The sequence below is a fragment of the Paenibacillus taihuensis genome, assembly GCF_003386535.1.
Classification (GTDB): domain Bacteria; phylum Bacillota; class Bacilli; order Paenibacillales; family Paenibacillaceae; genus Paenibacillus_Z; species Paenibacillus_Z taihuensis.
The window spans coordinates 104,209-127,469 of the sequence record NZ_QTTN01000006.1; the positions used below are offsets into that span (position 1 = coordinate 104,209).

The following is a 23,261-nucleotide window of genomic DNA, read 5'->3' on the forward strand; positions in this document are numbered from 1 at the left end:
AATTTATGAGCGATATTAAAGAAATTGCTTTGCGATACGGGATGAACCCTCACCAGAAGGAAGCGAAAATCTACTCCGCAGACGGCAAGGCGCTTCCGCTTACTGTCGTTAACGGCGACCCTGGCTTCATCAATCTGCTTGACGCATTGAACGCGTACCAGCTTGTGCGCGAGCTGCGCCAAGCAACAGGACTTCCTGCGGCGGCTTCGTTCAAGCACGTAAGCCCAGCGGGCGTTGCGGTATACGCGCCGATGTCGGCAGAACTGGCAAAGGCTTACTTTGTTGACGGCATGGAGCTGTCGGAGCTGGCAACGGCATACGCACGTGCCCGCGGCGCGGACCGTATGTCTTCGTTCGGCGACGCTGCCGCGCTCAGCGACATCGTTGACGCATCGACGGCGCAGCTGCTCAAGCGTGAAGTGTCTGACCTTGTCGTAGCGCCAGGCTATACGCCGGAAGCGCTCGACATTCTGAAGCAGAAGAAGGGCGGCAAGTACCTGATTCTCCAGATCGATCCCGACTATGTGGCGGATCCAGTCGAAACGCGCACGCTGTTCGGTATGAAAATGCAGCAAGAACGTAACAGCGCCGTTCCGGATGCTTCGGTATTCGATAAAGTCGTTACGGCGAACAAAGAGTTGACGGAGGGCGCGAAGCGCGACATGCTCGTTGCGCTTGTTACGCTGAAATATACGCAATCCAACTCGATCTGCTATACGCTGGACGGTCAAACGATCGGCATCGGCGCGGGTCAGCAATCGCGTATTCACTGTACGCGTCTTGCAGGCGACAAGGCGGATCGCTGGTATCTTCGCCAGCACCCGGCTGCGCTGAACATGAAGTTCCGCGAAGGCGTGTCGCGCGCGGAGCAGAACAACGCGATCGACCTGTGGCTCGAAGACGAAGTAACGCCGGTTGAACAAGCAGCTTGGGAGCGTTGCTTCGAAAAAGTGCCCGCGCGTCTCACTCGCGAGCAGAAGCGTGAATGGTTGAACGGTCTGCAAGGCGTTTCTTACGGTTCCGATGCGTTCCTGCCATTCCGCGACAATCTCGACCGGGCAAGCCGCAGCGGCGTGAAATACGTCATTCAAGCAGGCAGCTCGCTTCGCGACGAAGAGGTCGTGCAAGCGGCGAACGATTACGGCATGGTCATGGTATACTCGGGCGTACGCCTGTTTCATCACTGATAGGAGTAGGAGGCGACGAGGATGTCCACGAACACAACGACAAAATGGAAGACGCTCGCGGATGCAACCGTACAGCGTTTGCAAGAGAACAGCTATCCAGGGCGCGGTATCATCATCGGCTTGACGCCGGACGCGACGCGCTTCGTGCAAGTCTATTGGATCATGGGACGCAGCGAGAACAGCCGCAACCGTGTATTCATTCCGGAGAAGAACGGCTTCCTTCGTACGGAAGCTCGCGATCCAGCGAAGCTGACTGATCCATCGCTGATCATCTATTATCCGCTTCGCCATGAAGGCGGCGCGCATATTGTTACGAACGGCGACCAGACCGATACGATCTGGGAAGCGATCAAAGCAGGCGGTACGTTCGAAGGTGCGCTCGCAACACGCACGTACGAGCCGGATCCACCGAACTTTACGCCGCGTATCTCGGGTATCGTTGATCTGAACGATGCAAAGAACGCATACAAGCTGTCGATTCTGAAATCGAACGAGAACGACGAATCGCAGACGAAGCGTCAATATTTCCACTATGAGCAAGCGATTCCGGGTTACGGACACTTCATCTCCACGTATGTGGGCGATGGCAATCCGCTGCCTTCGTTCGCCGGCGAGCCGCAAATGGCGCCGTTGTTCGACGATGAAGAGAAGACGGCACGCTTCTACTGGGACATGCTTGATGCGGACAACAAAATCTCGCTGCTCGTGAAGTCGATCCGCATTAGCGACGGAGAGTCGACGCTGACGGTCGTGAACCGTTCGGCCGAAGGAGGCGCGTAAACGATGCGTATTCTCGTTATCGGCAGCGGCGGTCGTGAGCATGCGATCGTATGGGCGCTGAACAAGAGCGATAAAGTAAGCAAAATCTTCTGTGCGCCTGGCAACGCCGGCATTGCAGAGCTGGCGGAATGCGCGCCGATTCCGGTTAACCGGTTCGACGACCTGATCCAGTTCTCATGCGACAACGAGATCGACCTCGTTGTCGTCGGCCCGGATGATCCGCTTGCGGACGGCATCGTCGATGCGTTCGAAGAGCGCAACGTTCCGATCTACGGACCGCGGAAGAATGCGGCAGAGATTGAAGGCAGCAAGATTTTCATGAAAAATCTGCTGAAGAAATACAACGTTCCGACTGCGAAGTACGAGACGTTCACCGATTATGAGACGGCACTGACTTACTTGCGTCAGCAAGAAATTCCTGTCGTTGTCAAAGCGGACGGACTCGCGGCAGGCAAAGGCGTTACCGTCGCTTTCTCGATGGAGGAAGCGGAGGAAGCGCTGCAAGGGATGATGGTCGGCAAAGTGTTCGGCGAATCCGGCGGACGCGTCGTCATCGAAGAGTTCCTCGAGGGACAAGAGATGTCGATTCTCGCATTCGTCGATGGCGAGACGGTTCGCGCGATGGTGCCTGCTCAAGACCATAAGCAAGTCTTCGACAATGACAAAGGCCCGAACACAGGCGGCATGGGTACATACTCCCCGCTGCCGCATATCGATCCGGCGCTTGTCGAAGATGCGATCGAGAACATCATCAAGCCGACGGCGCGTGCGATGGTCAGCGAAGGCCGTCCGTTCCGCGGCGTTCTCTTCGCAGGTCTGATGATGACGAAATCTGGAGTCAAGACGATCGAGTTCAACGCGCGCATGGGCGATCCGGAGACGCAAGTCGTGCTCCCGCGCCTGAAGACCGATCTGCTCGATATTATTCTCGCTTCGATGAACGGAAGACTCGATCAGCTTCAGATCGAGTGGAGCGACGAAGCAGCGGTGTGCGTCATCGCCGCATCGGAAGGCTATCCGGCACCGTATCCGAAAGGCCGCGTCATCACTGGCCTGGAAGCTGCTCGGGCGCAAGGCGCGCTCGTGTTCCACGCGGGCACTGCGCTTGCGGACGGCAATATCGTCACGAACGGCGGACGTGTGCTCGGCATCGTCGGCCGCGGCCGCGATATTGCGGAAGCGCGCGCGAAGGCGTACGAGGCCGTGAGCGCGATTCATTTTGAAGGTATGCACAGCCGTACCGATATCGCTGCGAAAGCATTGCGATAAACGAGTTATTGGCAGGAAGCCGTTTTCTCGGAGCTCTGTAGCTATATTGGAAAAATCCATTATAAAACAGGCTAAAAGCAGAAAATAACAGCCTATATTGGAAATATCCACTCATTTTGCGTCGATGGCCGTTATTTCGGCTATTTCGCCGAAAATGAATGGAATAATCCAATATAGCCAAGTGAAATCGCTGATTTCAGCACAAATGAGTGGATTTATCCACTATAGCAAACCGAACCCCTCGTTCCTGTTAAACGAGGGGTCTCTATTGAAGACCGCAGCCCAATCTGGCTGCGGTCTTTTTGCGTTGCCTCACTCGCCTCGCTGTCTCGCTGCCTTGCCGGGCAACCTGCATCGTGGCTAGCATTTCCAGCTTTTATGTTACCTCTTTGTAACTACATCACCCCCTCAACTCTATTAAGATAAGGTATAGTAGGGTCATAGATTCTTTTCTTTGAATGGCGAGGGGATTAAAATGCGGTTACCTGTTCGATTAGGAAGCAGAAGTAGAATAGCCGCAATGATTGTGGCAACCCTGATGATAGGCACGCTTACAACGAGCTGCGGCATTAAGCCGCATTCGATGAAGCATGCAGCGATAATAGATGTGAATTGGTCCGAAGATCAGAACCGGGATGGAGCGAAGCCAGAGCTTGCGGCAACAGCGGATTCGAATCCGAAGCAGGATAGCGGGATTACGCTCGCTACAGCGACACCGCCGAAGTCGAAGCCGAACGCACCGGCCAAGGCGGGCACTGCTGAGCAGGCGGGCAAGACGTCGACGACTCCTCCAGTGCTGCCGCCGGTGCCGATCCTGCTGCAAAAACCGACCGAGCCGGCAGTGGACTATGTGCCGAAGAAGGGGGCGAAGCTGGTTGCTCTGACGTTCGACGATGGGCCGGATGGACGGTTTACGCCGGAGATTCTCTCGATTCTCAAGGCGAGCAAGATTCATGCCACATTCTTCACGGTTGGCATTCAAGTGAACCACTACGGCTCGATGATGAAGCGTATCAAGGCCGAAGGCAACGAAATCGGGAACCACAGCTATTCGCATAAGGATCTGAGCAAGCTGGATCGCAATCAAATTCTTAGCCAAATTAAGCAGGCGGATGTGCTCATTAACAAGCAGTGCGGTTATGTGCCGCGGATTGTCCGTGCACCATATGGTGCGGTATCGCCGCTGCTGCGGACGATTATGAAAGAAAATCACCGCGACCTGATCGGTTGGTCTGTCGATACGCGGGACTGGGCGGGCAGCTCAGTCGCGACGATGCGGGCGAATGTGAACAAGAACACGCATCCAGGCGGCATTATTCTCATGCATTCTTTCGGCAGCAAGCTCGACAATACGGTACAGCTGCTGCCGCTTATTATTAAAGATTTGAAGAACAAGGGCTATACGTTCGTCACAGTAAGCGAGCTGCTGGCGGCCAAAGCGGATGCCAAAGCGAAAGCGAAGGCTGCTAGCCAGTCAAGCCAATCGAAGAAGTAAGCGCGAGGCGCGAGGAGGGAAGGCGACGATGAAACGAAGAAACAAAATACGTAGAAGAGCGCTCCTCCTCAGCGGACTGCTAGCGTTGTTCATTCTATCCGGCTGCTCGTTCACAGCGACTCCGGCCGACTTGCTATTAGGTCCGCGTTCATCGCCGGACAGTGCTGCCCTTGCTGCAGCCGTGCAAAGTGAGCTCCCCTCAAGGGCGAAGCTGACTGTTGTGATGCAGGAGACGACGAACACGGCGGTGCTGAAGATGGACGCAGACGGCGACGGCCGGCAGGAAGCGTTCGTTACCTATGCCGATGACAGCGGCAATCAGCATGTGATGGTGCTGCAAAATGTGAATGGGACATGGCGCAAATGGTTTATTTTCGCGGAGACTTCGAGCTATGGGATTGATGTGCTGCGCACAGCCGACCTGGACCGGGACGGCCAGCCGGAGCTGCTTATCGGATGGAATCAATACGGGGAGCCGCAGCATGTGCTCTCGATATACCATGTCCGCACGGGTGTAGATGAGGTGAATTTGCCGAAACCGATTGCGGAGCTGCCGTACGATACGATGGGGATTGGCGATGCGCAAGGCGATGGAAGCCCGGAGCTTGGGCTCATCAAGCTGCAGCGTGATAAGATGCAAGCGACCATCGGGATCTATAAATTTGCCGCTGACAACGTGCAGAAGATCGGCGCTGCAGCACTTGATGGATCGGTGAACGACTACTTGCAATTGAAGCTCGGCAAGGTGTCTCCAACTGGTCTTTATGGCATCGTTGCGGATGCTACGGTTGGAGCGAATTCGTCTACGACGACGGTGCTCGCTTGGGAAGCGGGCAAGCTCGTCTCGGTATATCCGCCGATGGAGACAGGCGATGATCAGGTGCAAATTAATGCTCGAACCCAGCTGAGCGGCGATCGCAACGGGGACGGCATTCTGGATATCACGATGCTGCATGAGGCGCCGGGGCAGTCCAATGGCGTTGCCTACAGCGATCTGCTCTGGATTGAGCAGTATAAGCAATGGGACGGCAGGAGCAGCTTCGCCGTCGTCGGTCAGCAGTATGTGGATCCGAGCCAAACGTATTCGATTACAATTCCGGAGCAATGGAGTAATTATACATTTAGCCAATTGAAGGATGGGGGCGGCAGCGATGTATCGCTGGATGCCTACAATCCGGAGAGAGGGCTGCACGAGCAAGTATTGGCGCTTCGGGTCATTCCGATGGCCGATTGGAGCAAAGAGGTGCATCAGCTGAACGAGGACGGCAGCCGTTACCTCGAGCTTGGTACGGGGAGCGGACTTGTCTATGTGGCGATCTGGCATGATAAGCCTTCGGCAGATGATGAGGATAGCGCGGATGAGCAGCAGGGGCGTAAAGCAAGCGGGTTGTTCCCGCCTGATGAAGCAGAGATCATGCAGCTGTTCAGGCTGCTGCCGGAAGCTTAAGGAGCTGCCGCTACAAAGGAGGAAGAAGCAGATTGCGTATTTTATATGTAGAGGATGAAGAGGCGATCCGCGGATTCGTCCGCATTAATTTGCGCCGGGGCGGCATGGACGTGACGGAGGCGGAAGACGGAGAGAGCGCGCTTGTGCTCGCGCAAAACGCGAATCCGCCCTTCGACGTCGCGCTGCTCGATGTGATGCTGCCGAAAATGAGCGGTTTTGAAGTGTGCGAGCAGCTGCGTCAGCAGTTCCCGCGCATGGGTATTATTATGTTGACCGCGAAATCGCAGGAAGAAGATAAGATTCGCGGCCTTGAGCTCGGGGCTGACGATTACGTGCAGAAGCCGTTCAGCCCGGGCGAGCTTGTCGCGCGGCTGCATGCGCTGAAGCGGCGCATGATGCCGCTTGGCGACGACGCCGGCGCAGCTGCGGCTAGCGGCGGCGAGAGCGGCGCGACAGCGGGAGCCAGCGCGGCAGCGGTACGCGACGCTGCAGCAGTCGATGTACCGCCGCAGATCGTCGGCCCGGCGCCGAGCGCGCAACAGCCAGCGGCGGCGATGGAATCCGCCGCGCGCTCCTCAGCCGCGGGGGAGCTTCGCTCCGGCGCGTTCCGCCTCTCTTCGGCGGAGCGCCGGCTGTGGAAGTCCGGCGTCGAGATCGTGCTGACGCCGACGGAATGGACGCTTGTGAAGCTGCTTATGGAGCGGGAGGGCGAGGGCCTGAGCCGCGATGATATCTTGAACTCGGTATGGGGTCGCCATTACGTCGGGGACCTGAAGATCGTCGACGTCAATATCCGCCGTCTCCGGCAGAAGCTCGAGAATAACCCCTCCGAACCGCAGCATATCGAGACGCTGTGGGGCTTCGGCTATCGCTGGAAGAGGGGCGAGGAGCAATGAGCGGCAGTCTTCGAACCCGTATCGTTCGAAGCTACGGCATCCTGATCGTTCTCGTTGTCGTGATGCTTGGCACGATGTTCGGCACGCTCGTGTGGAACTACTACTACAGCAGCGCCGTCGGTTCCGTCCTCCAACGGGCGGAGACCGAATCGGCGATACATACCCGCATGATCGCGTATGAGCCGATGAAAGCGAAAGCCAGATACATGCTGCAAAATATGTCCGAAGGCACCACGCATCTTCAGCTGCTGACTAGCGCAGGCGAGCTCGTCGTGGACAGCAACGGGCTTGGGGCGAACAGCGGCAGTGGCAGCAATAGCGGTGCCGCGGCTGGCGAGCAGCAGGCTGAGCTGACGCCTGACGTCGATCAGGCGATGAAGGGGAAGAAAGGAATCTGGCGCGGCTCCGATCCAGTCACCGGAGAGCGCATCGCAGCCGTGACGCTGCCCGTCATGCAAGGGCCGCGCGTCGTGGCGATGTTCCGGTACACGGCATCGCTGGAGGAGGTCGATAAGACCGTCCGCAGCATACTGTCGATCACGGTGCTCGTCGGTTCATTCGTCGTCCTGCTCTTCTTCACGATGAGCGTGCTCATCGCGAACCGAATTGCTAAGCCGATTCGGAACTTGACGCGCGTAGCGGAGAAGATGGCAGAAGGCGATTGGACGCGCCGCGCCGTCCATCTCCATGATCGCGATGAGATCGGCCGGCTTGCGGAGACGCTCAATACGATGGCTTCCGAGCTGACGCGCCGGGAGAAGCTGAAGGAGGACTTCATCTCCTCCATCTCGCATGAACTGCGGACGCCGCTTACGTCGATCAGAGGCTGGAGCGAGACGCTCGCATCCGGCGATCCCGGCGACGTCGAGGAGCTGAATATGGGGCTGTCGATCATCGGGCGGGAGACAGAGCGGCTGTCCGGGCTGGTCGAGGACCTGCTCGACTTTTCCAAGCTGTATGCGAAGAGCATCGTGCTTCATCCGGAGGCGCTTGATATCAGGCGTACAATTGGAGAGACGCTGCGGCAATTCATCGCCCGCGGACAGCGGGAGTCCATTCGCATCATCGGCAAATACAGCGATGAACCGCTCGTAGCACGGGTGGACGCCAACCGGCTGAAGCAGGTATTCATCAACGTGCTCGATAATGCATTGAAGTTCACCCCTAGCGGCGGAACGGTGACGGTGACTGGGGAGCGCAGGTCCGGCGAAGCGCATATCACGATTCAGGACACGGGACCTGGCATCCCGCCCGAGGATCTGCCGCATGTGACGGAGAAGTTCTACAAAGGGACAAGCCAGCGTTCCGGAAGCGGTCTTGGCCTTGCGATATGCAAAGAAATCGTCGAGCTGCATGGCGGGCAGTTCCAGGTGAGCAGCGCTGCGGGCGAAGGAACGACAGTGCTCATTTCCATCCCGCTCGTGCCTGACGAGGAGCGGCAGGAGCCGGCTTCCGACTAAAGTTGAACAACCCAAATAACCCGATTAGCAAGGTGCTGTCCGCAGCACGTAGCTCATCGGGTTATCTTGTCCAAGCGCGCACTATTCCTTGTAGAACAGGGATTTATGATTCTTGGTGACGAAGAAGACGGCGATCGCCAAGAGAACAATGATGGTGACCGAAAACCAATGATGCGATATCCAATGTAGAACGGTTGGCATCGTACGAACAGCCTCCTGACTGCTTGCGCTAGAGCTTTACGGTAGTGCTAGTATGCGAAGGATGCGTGCTTTCAATTCCAGCCAAGGATGGAAGAGACTGCTACCCTTTGCGGGGTGTAATGAAGTATAATCCTCGTACGACGACAAAATTCTCCAAAAGAAAGCGGGTATGCAGATATGAATGCGAATCAGAATCGAGTGAAGCGTACGATCGGCTTTGGCGCGACGCTGCTGCTTGCAGCGGTAATGGTAACCGGCTGCGGCGGCGAGAACAACTCGAACGCGAATACGTCCGAGCCGGTAACGGCACCAGCAACGAATGCGGACAAGCCGGCTGACACCGCTCCAATCGATCCTCCTGCAGTGGACCCGCCTCAATATATCGCGCCGCTGACGGGGCTCGCGCAGGATACGGAAGCGAAGAATCGCCCGATCGCGGTGATGGTGAACAATTTCTCCGCAGCCCGTCCACAGTCCGGACTGCCGAATGCCGACGTAGTCTGGGAAGTGCTCGCCGAGGGTGGTATCACGCGGCTCGTTGCGGTGTTCCAAAGCTACACGGGGAGCGATCCAATCGGCCCGATTCGCAGCAATCGACCGTATCTCATTCGCATCGGTGACGGCTATAACGCCATTCTCGCTCACGCTGGGGCAAGCCAGCAGGGCTATGATATCCTGCAGCATCACGGCAAGGACTATCTCGACGAAATCTCGAACGCAGGCGCTTATTTCTACCGCGAATCGTTCCGCAAGGCGCCGCACAATCTGTACTCGAACCTGGAGAAGCTGCGTGCAGGCGCCGCGAAGAAGAAGTACAAGGATACGGTGCATATTCCAACGTTCCAGTGGTCGGAGACAGGTGCGACAGAGAGCGGAAATCCGGCCTCGAAGGTCGTCATTCATTTTCTGCTGAAGGACTACAAGCTCTCGTACATCTACAATCCGAGCACGGAGCTGTACGACCGGTTCATCAACGATAAGCCGCATACGGACTTGACGACGAACAACCAGCTTAAGGCTGCGAACCTTGTCATTATTGGCGCGAAGCATAAGACGTACGACGACTACGGACGGCTTGAGGTTGACCTGGAGTCAGGCGGACCAGCGATGCTGTTCGAGCTTGGCAAGAAGATCGACGCCGCATGGGAGCGCGGAAGCGACGGGGCGATCCGCATTATGAAGGATGGCAAGGAGCTGCCGTTCGTGCCGGGCCATACGTTCTATCACATCGTGCCGATGACGCCGACGTTCGAAGGCCATGTGGAGATTGCGGCTGAATAGAAATGGAATAGCAACTGGAGTAGTAAGTGGAGCATTAACTGGAGTATGAGCTGGATAAGAAGCTTAGAACCTTACCCTGAGGTTCCAGGCTTCTTTTTTGCTGAGAAGGCGGTTAAAATCGGGAGCACTAGAAAACACTAGGAGGGCATGAAGCCGGCTGTCGAAAAATATATTTCGGATTTTGAAATAAAGTCATAAAACCTTTACAATCGCTTAACAATTGGAAGGTATACTATGTTAAGATATTGTCGGTTTCCTGTGGATTTTGGCGAAAAATACTAGGGCCGCCAGTGTAAACCAAGCACGTTAAACGAAGGGGATAACTATGTTTAAGAAAAAAGACGACGTTTTCTTTACAACGCTGGAGTCGATGGCGGACACGATTTTGGAAGGCGTGCATTACTTCGAGCAGAACGTTTCGAAGATCAAGGATGCTACCGTGTTTGCAAAGTCGATGAAAGAGTATGAAAGCAAGTGCGATCGCTACGTACATAAAATACTGACAGAATTGAACAAGACGTTCATTACCCCAATCGAGCGTGAAGATATCCTGAAGCTGACGACGTCGCTTGACGATGTGCTTGACGGTATCGAGGCATGCGCTTCCCGTTTCGAGATGTACAACATCACGGAGCCGGACGAGTATGTAACATTGTTCGCGGACAACATCCTGCGCTGCGCGCAGCAAATCAAGAAGGCGATCTACCTCCTATCGGACAAGAAGCTGCTTGCGATGCGTGAGCCGGCGATTCATATCAACGAGCTGGAGAACCAGGCAGATGACCTGCTTCGCGTCAGCGTCAAGAGCTTGTTTACCAACGTGAAAGACCCGATCGAGCTGATTAAGCGCAAAGAGATCTACGAGCGCCTGGAGCAAACGACCGATTACTGCGAAGACGTTGCAAACACACTCGAAACCATCATTATGCGTAATAGCTAAGGAGCGGGGACGAGCAGGATGGACACGATATATATTTGGGTTGGCGTAGTTATTTTCTTAGCACTCGCATTTGACTTTATCAATGGCTTCCATGATACGGCTAATGCGATTGCAACCTCCGTATCAACACGGGCGTTGTCGCCGCGCATGGCGATTCTTCTTGCATCGTGCATGAACTTCATCGGTGCGGTTATGTTTACAGGCGTCGCCAAGACGATCGGGGGCAAGGTTGCGAATCCGGCAACGCTTGATCACGGTGTGCAAGTTGTCGTCGCTACATTGATTGGAGCCATTGCGTGGAACTTGATCACGTGGTGGCTAGGGATTCCATCGTCATCGTCCCACGCGCTCATCGGCGCGTTGACCGGTGCCGTAATTAGCTCTGCCGGCTTCGGCGCGGTTAATGCAAGCGGCTTTACAGATATCGTGAAAGCACTTATTTTCTCGCCGCTCATTGCATTCGCCGGTGGTTTCATCGTCATGTGGATCCTGAAGCAGATATTCGCCAGATCGAATCCGCATCTTGTGAACAAAGGCTTCCGCTCCGGACAGATTCTGACAGCTGCCTTCCAGTCGTTCACGCACGGCACGAACGATGCGCAGAAGGCGATGGGGATCATTACGTTCGCCCTTGTCGCGGCTGGCATTCAAGACACGACGGACCATATCCCGATGTGGGTTAAGATCTCTGCGGCATTGGCGATGGCACTTGGTACGTCAATCGGCGGATGGAAGATCATCAAGACGATGGGCACGAAGATATTCAAAATCGAGCCGATCAACGGTTTCGCGGCGGATATCGTATCTGCGAGCATTATCTTCTCGGCAACGAGCATTCATTTGCCCGTCAGTACGACGCATGTCATCACGTCTTCCATTCTCGGCGTAGGCAGCGCGAAGCGCTTCTCCGCCGTGAAGTGGGATCTCGCTGGACGAATCATTTTGTCGTGGATCATCACGATTCCGATCGCGGCGATTCTGTCGGCGCTGATCTATCAAGTTATTGCCTTGTTTATCTAAAATGTGAAAAAGGCCGGGAACCTCGGGAGGCGGGGCGCTTGACGCGCATCGCTCTTGGTGAGGTTTCCGGCTTTATTAGTGATTGTTGATACGGTTAGACGCTTGGCGGGCGGCGTTTCGGGCGTGGGCGTGGACTTCCTGGGGTCACGCTGCTCGTGCCTTTGCCCTTGCCTTTGCCTGTCGTCCGTTTGCGCGCTTTCTTCCGGCGGCGTTTGACCGGTGCTTCATCATCGTCATCATCCGAGATCTTGGCTGCGCCTTTCTTGCCTGGCGTGAACGATGTGGCAAGCACCTTGATAAGCGGCGCCATCTGCGAGATGCTTCCGACGACCTTCTGTACTTTGCCCATCGTCGTCACGATGCCGTCGAGACCGCCCATCCGGTCGACGACGCTCTTCAGATCATTCAGGCTGGTCGCGAGATTGAAGCCGGACTTCTCCGTCTTCGTCTCCGTCGCTAATGCCGGGAGGACCGAAGTATTGGACTCGGGAAGCGGGATGATCTGCGTATTCGAAGCGGGTTGAATCGTAATGGTAGGGACACCGTTCGAGAATTCATTCGACATTTCGGTCGTGCTAAAAGGAACGGGCGAGGTGAGCCCGACGCTTTTATTGATGTTTTTGCCGATGAAAGGGTCGGAGATGCCCGGGAATTGGCTTTGCCCCTGGTTTTGCAGGCCTTGACCTGGCCCTGGACCGCCTTGCGGCGGCGTGTTGCGGCCGTACGGATCGTAGCGGTAGTTCACGGGAGATCACACCTTTGTGCCTTATTTTATACATTAGTCTATGGGGTAGGCGAACATACGGATTGGACGATAGCCCGTATTTGGATAAATAATTTCCGCGCTTGCCTCCGTGCAAACGTCTAACCCTTCTATTCTGTAAAGCGGTGACGCTTGAAAATTCTACTAGAAAGGACTACAATGAGCATATTAGTTCATGGCAGGAGTGAGCGGACGATGCAACTTAAGAAGCTGAATGACAAGACAATCGACCAGCTGTTCGAGGCGGTTCTAACGCTGAAGACAGTGGAAGAATGCTATATTTTCTTTGACGATCTTTGTACGGTGAACGAGATTCAGTCGCTGTCCCAGCGGCTTGAAGTGGCGCGCATGCTTGGCAAGGGCGCGACTTATAATCAGATCGAAGCGGAGACAGGCGCGAGCACGGCGACGATTTCGCGCGTGAAGCGGTGCCTGAACTACGGCAACGACGGATACAAAATGGCGCTGGAGCGTTCGGGACGCTAGGTTCCGCTTCAGTCCGGGTGAGCAAATGAATGTGATGAAGCCAAGTGTAAACTTAGAAGTAAGACCAGAAGTGAAACTAGCCGTGAAACCGGGAGTGCTGGTTGTGAGCCACGGCTCGCGCGAAGCGGATTGGGTGCGGCTCGTGGATGATGCGGTGGCAGCTTGCTCGGCTCTTATGGGCAGCGAGGTGCCGGTCGTGTCTGCTTTTCTAGAGCTTGTTGAAGGCCGTCTGATCCAGGACGGCGTGAATGCATTGGAAGCGGAAGACGTGACGGATCTGTACGTCCTTCCGCTTTTTGTGTCGTCCGGAAGCACGCATGTGGACGACATTGCGCAAGCATTCGGCATGGCGCCGGTGTCGGCGACGCGTGCAGGCGAGCTTGAGCCGTTCGCGGTGCGCGAGGGTATGCGCGTGCGGTTCGGCGCGCCGATCGACGACGACGGAGATATTGCGGAGCTGCTGCTGCGCAATATTGAGGGGTTGTCGTCGGAGGCGGCGTGGGAGCTCGGCGCGGCGCGGGAAGGCGCGCTGGGCGCGGGAGCTGAGCCGGTGCGGCGGCGCGAGCGCTTGCTGCTCGTCGCGCATGGCTCGCGCGAAGCGGTGTTTCACGGCCGCTGGCGCGATGGTATGGCGGCGCTGGCGGAACGGGTGCGCGAGCTCGGCGGCTTCGCGGGCGCGCATAGCGCGATGCTGCTGCCGAATCAGGCGGCGTGCAAGCTCGGGGCATTGCAGCGGCGGTATCCAGATGATGCGTTCATCGTGGTGCCGCTTTTTCTTAGTGAGGGCTTTTTTACGCGTACGGTCATTCCGACTCGTCTTGCCGGTTTGAATTATCGGTATAACGGGCGGGCGCTGCTGCCGTCACCGCAAATTGCGCGCTGGATGGAGCGGCAGATTCGGGAATGGCTTCGGGATTTGGATGATATAGATAAGATGGATGATATGGGCAGCGCTGGAAGCGGCAGTTTGGGAAGTTAGCCCGTTATCGTGTATAGTAGAAGGTAAGTGTGTAAGGTGCGGATGTACTGGAGGTGGTCGCGGAGTGACAATTAAACGGGCAAGACTGATTTATAACCCGACGTCGGGGCGGGAAGAGATTAAGAAGCGGCTCCCCGACATTTTGCAACGGCTGGAACGCGGCGGCATCGAGACGAGCTGCCATGCGACTTCCAGCGAAGGCGACGCGACGATCGCGGCTGCGGAAGCGGCGGATCGCGGGTTCGATATGATCATTGCGGCGGGCGGAGATGGTACGCTGTATGAAGTGATCAACGGCTTGGCGGAGAAGGACGTGCGGCCCCCGCTCGGAATATTGCCGCTTGGGACGACGAATGATTTTGCCCGGGCGCTTGGCATTCCGAAGCATTGGGAGTACGCGTGCGATCTGATTATCCAGCAATACGCGCGGCCGATCGATCTCGGACGGGCGAATCAGCGGTATTTTATCAATATTGCCGGCGGCGGCTCGCTTACGGAGCTCACCTATGAGGTGCCGAGCAAGCTGAAGACGATGATCGGCCAGTTGGCCTATTATATGAAGGGTCTGGAGAAAATGACCCGCCTCCGTCCAACGGAGCTTCGCTTGCGCGCGAAGGAAATTGGCGAGATCCATGATGAGATCATGATGTTCCTCATCTGTAATAGCAACTCGGTCGGCGGCTTCGAGAAGCTGGCCCCGGATGCAAGCCTCAATGACGGGTTGTTTGATGTCGTGGTGATTAAGAAGTGCAACCTCGGCGAGTTCATTCGCCTGGCGTCGCTGGCGCTGCGCGGGGAGCACTTGAACGATCCGCATGTCGTGCATTTCCAAACAAGCGAGCTTTCGGTGCTGACACCGGATTACGTGCAGCTGAACCTGGACGGCGAGTATGGCGGCACGCTGCCATGCACGTTCACGATGCTGCCGTCGCATTTGAATATTTTTGTCGATGAAGCAGGCAATTCTACTTATAAATAGGGGTTTTTAGAGCAAGAACGGATGGCAAGGGCAAGATCAAGAACGGGATGGCAGAGGCAAGATCAAGAGCCATCACTTATGGAAAACGGAGCGGGTAGGGAACGATGAAGGGCAAAGCAGTGCAAGCGCCAGTGGCGAAGAATGAAGAGGTCGTCGTCGACATTGTCGGCTTGACGCATGAAGGCGAAGGGGTAGGCCGTGCAGACGGCTTTACCCTTTTTATACAGGGAGCACTTCCCGGCGAGCGCGTGCGCGCGAAGGTGCTGAAAGTGAAGAAAACTTACGGCTATGCGAAGCTGCAGGAGCTGTTGGTGGAGAGCCCGGACCGCGTCGAGGCGCGATGCCCGATCTATAAGCAATGCGGCGGCTGCCAGCTTCAGCATCTGAGCTACGAGGCGCAGCTTGCGTGGAAGCGGCAGCATGTGGTGGATAATCTGGAGCGCATTGGGAAGCTCCGGATTGGGGAAGCCGCGGCAGATGGCGCGGTTGTAGTGCATCCGACGCTCGGCATGTCCGAGCCGTGGCGTTACCGCAACAAAGCAGCCGTGCCGATGGGCATGGCGGCTGCAGTAACAGGCGGCGACGGCGATGGCTTAGTGTCGCCGGAGCGCTTGATCGGCGGCTTCTACGCGCGCGGAAGCCACCGCATTATCGACATGGACGAGTGCATGATTCAGCACTCGCGCAATGACGAGATCGTCGCTCGCGTCAAGGACATCGGACGCGAGCTCGGCATCACGGCCTACAACGAAGAGACAGGCCGCGGTCTGTTGCGCCATGTGATGGTGCGCGTCGGCTTCGTCTCCGGCGAAGCGATGATCGTGCTCATCACGAACGGCGAGCGCATTCCGCAGGTGGAGCGTTGGGTGGAGATGATTCGTTCGGCTGTGCCAGGCGTGAAGAGTATCGTGCAAAACGTAAACACGCGTGACACGAACGTCATCTTCGGCGACAAGACCCGCGTCCTCTGGGGCAGCGAGGTCATCTACGACGAGCTCGACGGCATCCGCTTCGCGATCTCAGCACGCTCGTTCTATCAAGTGAATCCCGTGCAGACGGTGGAACTCTACCGCCGCGCGGTCGAATACGCCGCACTCACCGGCGGCGAGCGTGTCATCGATGCCTACTGCGGCATCGGGACAATCTCGTTATTCTTAGCCCGCGCAGCTGGTAACGTCTACGGTGTAGAGATCGTGCCGGAAGCCATCGAAGACGCTAAGCGCAACGCCGAGCTGAACGGCATCACGAACACTTCGTTTGAAGCCGGCCCAGCCGAAGTCGTCATCCCGCGCTGGCGCAAAGAAGGCATCGTAGCTGACGTCATCGTCGTCGACCCGCCACGCAAAGGCTGCGACGAAGCGCTTCTGGAGACGATTCTGGCAATGAAGCCGGAGCGCGTGGTGTACGTGTCTTGTAATCCGTCGACACTGGCACGCGACCTGCGTGTGCTGGAAGACGGCGGCTACCGCACGGTAGAAGTGCAGCCGGTGGATATGTTTCCGCATACGGTGCACGTAGAATCCGTAGCTTTGTTGGTGCGGAATGGTACAGATCGCTGAGATTGCAGTGGTGGAGCGGCTTTGGGGAGTAGTACAGATGGTACGGAAGTGTGAAACAGAGGCTAGGAAATAAGTGAGTTGACTGATTGTTGACGAAAATGGTTGCTAAAATGAATAGCTTTTCTGAGCATCGTCACTAACCTTACACTCGAAAGTTTATACTTGAGGAAGTTGGAACTATGGAGGCATCCTTTCTAGGGGGACTAGGAAGGTGTCTCTTTTTATGTTTATGTTATGGAACTGAAAGTTTATATGCCGTATGCCAATAAATAAATTAGCCCGACGTAACCAAAGAATTCAAAAAGATTGAGGAAGCGAGAAGATGGGAAAGTGTATCGAGCTGGAAAAACGATTTGGGACGAGGGCGAGAGTATTGGATTCGTCATCTATGCCGCCACGGTCAAAAAAGCCTGTGCTCACCATAGTGACAATGCATCACCGTTGTGGCAGAAAGGACAATTTACTTTAATCCACATCAATCTGGGCATATACGACTGCTTGCTTGAGTATGTGGGAGGTGCACTGCAATGAGCTTGACCCACGATCGCGACGAGATTTCCGCCTCTGCAAGAAGCTCGTGCTCAGCTAACGTGCGGTAACTCTATACGAGACGGAAGCTACGCCCAAGCAGGAGGAGTTTCTATACCGCGTACTCGCCAAAGAAATGGAGAGCTGGGAGCGAAGCCGCAGCCGCCTCATGAGCCGGCCGGGTTTCCGGTCTACAAGACGCTCGACGGTTATGCCCGGCATGGCGTCAAGCTGCCGACATCGCTGTAATGGAGCGATTTAGCGGAGGGCACCTTCATTCAAGGCGGCCGGAATCTTGTACTCTACGGCCCCGTCGGTACGGGGAAGACTCACCTTGCGATTGAGACAGGGCTCCGCGCGTGCGAACTTGGCATGACCGTAAAGTTCTACCGTGGCTGAACTTGTGATGCGACTGGCCGAAGCCAAAAGAGCCGGCACGCTCGAGAGGCTCATGACCGAGATCCAACGGACCCAACTCCTCATTCTGGACGAGTGGGGTTACAACCCGTTGACAAGGAAGGCTCGCAGTTGCTCTTCCGCGTGATAGCCGACAGCTACGAGAGCTGCAGCCTTGTCATTACCACCAATCTCGAGTTCTCCAAATGGGGCTCCGTCTTCACCGACGACCAGATGGCCGTGGCCATGATCGACCGGCTGGCGCACCGCTGCCATCTGCTCGTATTTGAAGGCGAGAGTTACCGGATGAAGCATGCCCTGATGAAAGAACATTAGGAGACGACCTCGAACGAACCTACGAGTGGATAGCAATAGTCTCGCCGAAATGGAAGTTGCCATTGAACGCTTGCGAAAAGAATTCCGACAACTGAAAGCAACGCGACGCTCTCGAAGAAGGAAGTCTAGCGCTGTGCCGTAAGCTCACTGAACCTGCAGAACTCGATTTTTGAAGCCAAAACCGCGAAGAGAAATAGCCATGTGAACGCTGGGGAAAATTGCACGATTTTTCGGGGGGATTTTGCTTGAAGAAATAATGCTTAAGAGAGCCCAGCGACATCCAAACAGCATTACACGCGCGGGATACCTCAGCTCAAAAGAGCGAGAACCCGATCCAAAGAGACTTCAAATCCTCAGCTCCTAACCAAAAGTGGCTACAGGATATCAGGTAAAATGTCGTAATATGTATATAGGACTTTAGAATGTTTTAGTTTTTGGTAACTAATTTCTTTATGGATGTTATGGAGGTTTAATATGGTGTTTAGTTCATATAGTTACGTAAAAATGAGTGAAAGTCAGAAATATATAGAAACCTTATGTAATGAATACATAGAAAAGCATATAAAGGAACAAGAACGTGATGAGCTTATTCATGAAAATAACATAGAAAAGCGTGATATTAAGGGGTATCATGGAAGAGAAATTCTTGAATTGCTGCAAAATGCAGATGATGCTTACCAGAAGAGTATTGATGAAGGAAATAAACCAGACTGTGAACTAGAAGTATTAATTGAGTTTAAAAATAATATACTTAAAGTTTCAAACACAGGTACATTTTTTGATAAGGATGGCATTAAGGCTATAGTACAAGGAAATAACAGTTCAAAATCAGGTAAGTATATTGGCAATAAGGGGACTGGTTTTCGTTCAGTATTAAACTGGGCTGATGAGATAAGAATACATTCAGGAGAATTTAATATCAGGTTTGCTAAAGAAATTGCTGATGAACTATTTCAAAAAAATAAATCAGAAAAACAAATTGCTAAGCAGTTAAATAAGCAGCTTAACTTATATATTCCAATATTAGCTGTTCCCCAAAATATTGAACCCTGTCAAAAAGATAGAATGACATCGATAGAAATTTTTGTGAATCCAGTAAAAACGCTAGATGATTTTGGAGTATTACAACAAATTAATAATATTGATCTGAGAATTCTTCTATTTCTCCCTAACATTAGCCGCATTACTATTGAAACTGAAGAGAAGAATTTTATTTATGAGAGAGAAGTAAATAATGGTGAACTTAGATGTTTAACATTAAAAAAGTATGTTAACGATGAGAACCAAATACTAGAGACTTTTTACGTTTTTGATAAAGTAATTGAAAATGCAATTGAAGAGGATGACATTAAGAAGGATATCCGTTTAGCAATCGCAGTGCCGCAGAATTTTAAAAGTTTCCAAGCAGGAAATATATATTCATTCTTTCCTTTATTAAATGTGGAGTCTCCATTTAATTGTGTGATGCATGCGTCATACATTTTGGGGGACCATCGTGATTCAATAAGCAGAACTGATGCGAATAAGATGATCATTATAGAGCAATTAAAATTTTTAGTTGAGGTTGGTGAAAAATTCACATCCAACCAATATGCTGATACAGCTTTACGTTTGCTAACTCCAGTTAATATAAAGCAAACGAATTGGAAGTTTCCGCTTTCGTTTTCGCAATTTGGAGATTTAGAAGATTATTATTTTCAATTACTTGAACATGCTAAAGTTTTGCAAACAGTAAATGATGAATATATCTCAGTTAAAGATAATCCGAAAATTTTTGATACTGGGTATCCTCAATTTTTTTTAGGTGAGAAGTTTAAAACTTTTCTAAAGCCTTTACCCAGTGAGAGTGCTATGTTTATTCAATCTATGTTGAGACGATTGTTTAAAAGTCTAACTGCCGATGAATTTGAACTATTGCCAATAATTAATAGCTTAACAAATGAATGGACAATATCACAAAGGGTTGAAGTATTTAACTGGTGGAATCGTAACTATTCAAAATCATTACCTGAATTGTTAAAAACACAAAATGGTAATTGGTTAAAGTTCGATATGGATTGTTATTTCTTAGTAGGAGAATTTTCTAACAAAGGACTTCCTTCATGGGTAAACGTACCGTCTTTAGATAGTGAGTATCAGCAGCTATTATTTAAAGGTGCAGAACAATTACCAGAGGTACGTAAAATTAGAGAAACTGATAAGGAAACACATATTTCACGTATAATATCTCAAAGAAAAATATATCCATTGGTTAAATTTACCTATCGTGATCGTAGTAATATTATATCTACGGTAAATAGTTCAGTAGATAGTTATAGCAAAGCAATAGATTTTGTAAAGTGGCTTTGGAGTAATTATAGAAAAGAAGAGGACAGTTGGACACCTCCAAAAGGTTCAGAACAATCTCCTATCAAATATAATTTCCCCAATGCGAAAGACAACAAAGTACAAAATAGCCAGCAATTATATTTTGGACGTGCGTATGAGAGAGAGTGGGTAAGAAATCTATTTGATGACACATATGAAGAATTTCCGTCTCCCGATCTTTTTTCAATCAGCAATGAGGAAGCTTTAGACTTTGTAAGTTTTATATCAAAATTTGGAGTGAAAAAGTTTCCTGCAATTGCAACAGTGCAGATCGTAACACCATTAGATTCTTACGTAACAGAGTATAAGAAGTTAATTCAACAAAATGCAGATCTCGGATCTTCAACTACTATTTATGTTCGCTGTAAGTTGCCATTTATATCCCATCTCCAAGACAAGTTAAAAAATATAACTACAACAGATATTATAAAGTGGATATATGAAGATTATACGCTAAGATCATATTTGACCAGTCCATACTATTCTGAAAATGCTGAAATAACATATCAAGGTAATTTACAACAATATGAAAGAAGATATCAAGGTCCAATTAAAAACTATCTATTGCGCGTGTTTAATGAAGTCAAATGGATTGAAATAGGTGGAAAGAGATATGCACCAAAGCAAATTTTGAAAGACATAAACTCAAGGAATAACGGAAAATTCTCTGATTTAATACCAGTAATAGACGTTCAGTATATTCAGGATATAGCATATCGTTTAGGGATCGATTATTACGAAGTTCTTGGAATTATAGAGCTTTTTGACTTCTGCGACAAAGTTACGGATCTTTCTTCTAATGATTTTTATAGTTTGATGCTGAAACTTCCCGAGTATAATTTTGAAAAAAGTGTGGAATTGTCAAAGTTAATTTATCGAATCATTGAACAATCACATTTCACAAAAAAATATGAAGACTCTGAAAATAAAAAGAGGTTTTTTGAGGCTGGTAAGGTATTAGTTCAATTCCAAGGTGTACTCCAACACTATCCAGCTAAAAAAGCATATTTGCCAAGTTCGAGGATAATTAGTAAGAATAATGTGCCAATTGTTGAAAAAGGACAACGTACCAATAATGACAATTTTATTAGAACGTTTGGTTGCCAATTGTACAATAAAGATTACGCAATTATAAAAGAGTCAGTCTCAGAAAGTAAAAGTAATCCTGACTTTCAACTCTATTTCAATGAGTTTCTAAAGTATGCCGCATCATATAGTGAGCGAAATGAAAATTTTGAACGTGATATTAAAAGACTTTCCGTTGTGTTGGTGGATAAAATTTCAATTATTGAAAATGATCAAGTGGCAGAAATTACAGATGAATATATCTGCATTAGGGAAACTGCTACGAGCTGGTATATTACCGTTTTTGGAAATGAGTTTGAAATTAATCTAGTTTCGGAAGCGATAGAAAATATATGTGCTAACATTGCCAATACAGTTGGGTTTGAGTCTGGAAAACTTGGAGAATTATTTAGAGCTAAAGAAAAAACAGATCGAGAATTTCTGATAAAAAAGGAATTTGGCTCTTTAGATGTCATTGCAGATAGGTCTTATAATAATGAGAAGAGAAATAATTTTGTAGAAACTGTAATGAAAATTAATAAAAATTATCCTGTCAAAGAAATTAATATTGATTTTGAAGATTTTCACAGCGATCAAAATGCCGAAAAGATCATCAATCTTTTGATGGAAATTGGGGTTGATGTGTATCAATTTAGGGATGAAGGTTTTGTATATTCAATTAATTTAATTCCATACTATAAAGCTAAATTGGTGAGATTTATTAACAAGGAAAAACGAAAATTTAAAAACGTTTTATATACTAAGGCAGTTAAGAACGAAGGTTTACAGGCAATATTCTTAAGTACTGTAATGAAGTTTGAGAACTTTGAAATTGAGAACTATGAAAACTCAATTTATTTCGATGTTGAATTAATCGTAAAAAAAGCCTTCGCAAGCTGGTACTATAACGAATTGCCTGACAACGAAATAATAGATTCTGATGCTCAATATTCGAAAAACTATGAGTTGCTAAACCCTGACAGACTCTTTGAAGATGACATTGCAAACAATTATGATGTCCGAAAAATGATTTATTTTAATAAAACAGAAGAATTTGAAGCTTGGTTAGTTGCAAAAAAGAATGCCCAATCTGCAAATGAAACCGTAACGGATGATGCTTATTCAAAGTATAAGGATGTTATTCCTCAAAAAGTAGAACCATTATTCAGAAATCTTGAAATTATAAAAGAAAGAAATAAACCTAGAGGGAACGGTAGTTATAATCCTAGTTCAGCAGAGCGTAGAAATAGAACTCAAAAGGTTTTCGGTAATAAAGGAGAATTGCTTGTTTATAATCTGTTATGTGAACAATTTGGTGAAGATAATGTATATCCTAGATCGGAAGCATTTGTTGAAATTGGGATATTAAAACCTGGTCAGGCTAAATCAGGACAGTTTGATCTTTCCTATAAAGATGAGAGGGGAATTGAATACTTTGTTGAAGTAAAAGCAGGTGACGGGAATTCTTTCATAATTAGTCCTGGTGAATTGGAATTTGCAAAACAGAACTCGAATCATTATAAACTTTTCTTAGTACATGAAATTGATAGTGAAAATCCTAAGTGTACTGAATTACCTATGAAATTTTGGGAAGATAAAAAATTCCGTAAAACTGAAATTGTTGAAAGGATAGAATTTGAGTTTTAATGTTAACTTTTGATATAAAGAAGCTACTATTTTCTAAGGGCTTTTTATGCTCTAAAACTGAATGTTATAAATGATTATTACTCAGGGTCATCCAATTACAGTCTTGCCGTACAACGCTTGACTGAGTGATGCCTAGCACACCTATGCAGCAATTATGATTAGCTCACGTGGGAACTGTGT

16 protein-coding genes and 1 pseudogene are annotated in these 23,261 nt (G+C 50.8%); 16 read left to right on the top strand and 1 reads right to left on the bottom strand.

The features are described from left to right. Positions 1 to 5 precede the first annotated feature (5 nt). The 10 genes from A8990_RS07150 (at position 6) to A8990_RS07195 (ending at position 11,976) form a co-directional block, all read left to right on the top strand. Complete coding sequence (locus tag A8990_RS07150; protein WP_116188327.1) at positions 6 to 1,187, top strand: phosphoribosylaminoimidazolecarboxamide formyltransferase; 1,182 nt, start codon at positions 6 to 8, stop codon at positions 1,185 to 1,187. A 21-nt stretch (positions 1,188 to 1,208) separates the two neighbouring features. Then, a complete protein-coding gene (locus tag A8990_RS07155; protein ID WP_116188328.1) occupies positions 1,209 to 1,967 on the top strand; it encodes an IMP cyclohydrolase in 759 nt (252 codons plus the stop codon). Positions 1,968 to 1,970: 3 nt separating this feature from the next. Further along, on the top strand, positions 1,971 to 3,236 hold the full coding sequence (gene purD / locus A8990_RS07160) for a phosphoribosylamine--glycine ligase (RefSeq protein ID WP_116188329.1): 1,266 nt from the start codon (positions 1,971 to 1,973) through the stop codon (positions 3,234 to 3,236). Between the two features lie 520 nt (positions 3,237 to 3,756). Beyond that, positions 3,757 to 4,731, top strand: coding sequence for a polysaccharide deacetylase family protein (locus A8990_RS07165; protein WP_245995879.1), 975 nt, complete (start codon positions 3,757 to 3,759; stop codon positions 4,729 to 4,731). A 28-nt stretch (positions 4,732 to 4,759) separates the two neighbouring features. After that, positions 4,760 to 6,178: an FG-GAP repeat domain-containing protein gene (locus A8990_RS07170; RefSeq protein WP_181909443.1), complete on the top strand. Its 1,419-nt coding sequence runs from the start codon at positions 4,760 to 4,762 to the stop codon at positions 6,176 to 6,178. 32 nt (positions 6,179 to 6,210) lie between these two features. Beyond that, complete coding sequence (locus A8990_RS07175; protein ID WP_116188331.1) at positions 6,211 to 7,074, top strand: response regulator transcription factor; 864 nt, start codon at positions 6,211 to 6,213, stop codon at positions 7,072 to 7,074. After that, a complete protein-coding gene (locus tag A8990_RS07180) occupies positions 7,071 to 8,534 on the top strand; it encodes a sensor histidine kinase (RefSeq protein ID WP_116188332.1) in 1,464 nt (487 codons plus the stop codon). Before A8990_RS07175 ends, A8990_RS07180 begins: the two co-directional genes overlap by 4 nt. 378 nt (positions 8,535 to 8,912) lie before the next feature. Further along, a complete protein-coding gene (locus A8990_RS07185) occupies positions 8,913 to 10,016 on the top strand; it encodes a DUF3048 domain-containing protein (protein ID WP_245995880.1) in 1,104 nt (367 codons plus the stop codon). A 325-nt stretch (positions 10,017 to 10,341) separates the two neighbouring features. Beyond that, the gene (locus A8990_RS07190; protein ID WP_116188333.1) at positions 10,342 to 10,956 is read left to right on the top strand and encodes a DUF47 domain-containing protein; all 615 of its coding nucleotides are present in this window, start codon (positions 10,342 to 10,344) and stop codon (positions 10,954 to 10,956) included. An 18-nt stretch (positions 10,957 to 10,974) separates the two neighbouring features. After that, positions 10,975 to 11,976 (top strand): inorganic phosphate transporter, encoded by a 1,002-nt coding sequence (locus tag A8990_RS07195; protein WP_116188334.1) that lies wholly within the window; start codon positions 10,975 to 10,977, stop codon positions 11,974 to 11,976. 94 nt (positions 11,977 to 12,070) lie between these two features. On the opposite strand, the gene A8990_RS07200 is transcribed toward A8990_RS07195, so the two are convergent. Next, positions 12,071 to 12,721 (bottom strand): hypothetical protein, encoded by a 651-nt coding sequence (locus A8990_RS07200; protein WP_116188335.1) that lies wholly within the window; start codon positions 12,719 to 12,721, stop codon positions 12,071 to 12,073. Between the two features lie 213 nt (positions 12,722 to 12,934). On the opposite strand from A8990_RS07200, the gene A8990_RS07205 reads away from it, so the two are divergent. From A8990_RS07205 to A8990_RS07235, 6 genes and pseudogenes are all read left to right on the top strand, one after another. Next, on the top strand, positions 12,935 to 13,225 hold the full coding sequence (locus tag A8990_RS07205; protein WP_116188336.1) for a YerC/YecD family TrpR-related protein: 291 nt from the start codon (positions 12,935 to 12,937) through the stop codon (positions 13,223 to 13,225). A gap of 34 nt (positions 13,226 to 13,259) precedes the next feature. After that, positions 13,260 to 14,204, top strand: coding sequence for a sirohydrochlorin chelatase (locus A8990_RS07210; protein WP_116188419.1), 945 nt, complete (start codon positions 13,260 to 13,262; stop codon positions 14,202 to 14,204). Between the two features lie 64 nt (positions 14,205 to 14,268). Continuing rightward, on the top strand, positions 14,269 to 15,183 hold the full coding sequence (locus A8990_RS07215; RefSeq protein ID WP_245995881.1) for a diacylglycerol kinase: 915 nt from the start codon (positions 14,269 to 14,271) through the stop codon (positions 15,181 to 15,183). A 104-nt stretch (positions 15,184 to 15,287) separates the two neighbouring features. After that, positions 15,288 to 16,742 (top strand): 23S rRNA (uracil(1939)-C(5))-methyltransferase RlmD, encoded by a 1,455-nt coding sequence (gene rlmD, locus A8990_RS07220; protein WP_116188338.1) that lies wholly within the window; start codon positions 15,288 to 15,290, stop codon positions 16,740 to 16,742. A gap of 804 nt (positions 16,743 to 17,546) precedes the next feature. Next, positions 17,547 to 18,002: pseudogene (locus tag A8990_RS31995) on the top strand (ATP-binding protein). 474 nt (positions 18,003 to 18,476) lie between these two features. Next, on the top strand, positions 18,477 to 23,081 hold the full coding sequence (locus A8990_RS07235) for a sacsin N-terminal ATP-binding-like domain-containing protein (RefSeq protein WP_181909444.1): 4,605 nt from the start codon (positions 18,477 to 18,479) through the stop codon (positions 23,079 to 23,081). Positions 23,082 to 23,261 lie beyond the last annotated feature (180 nt).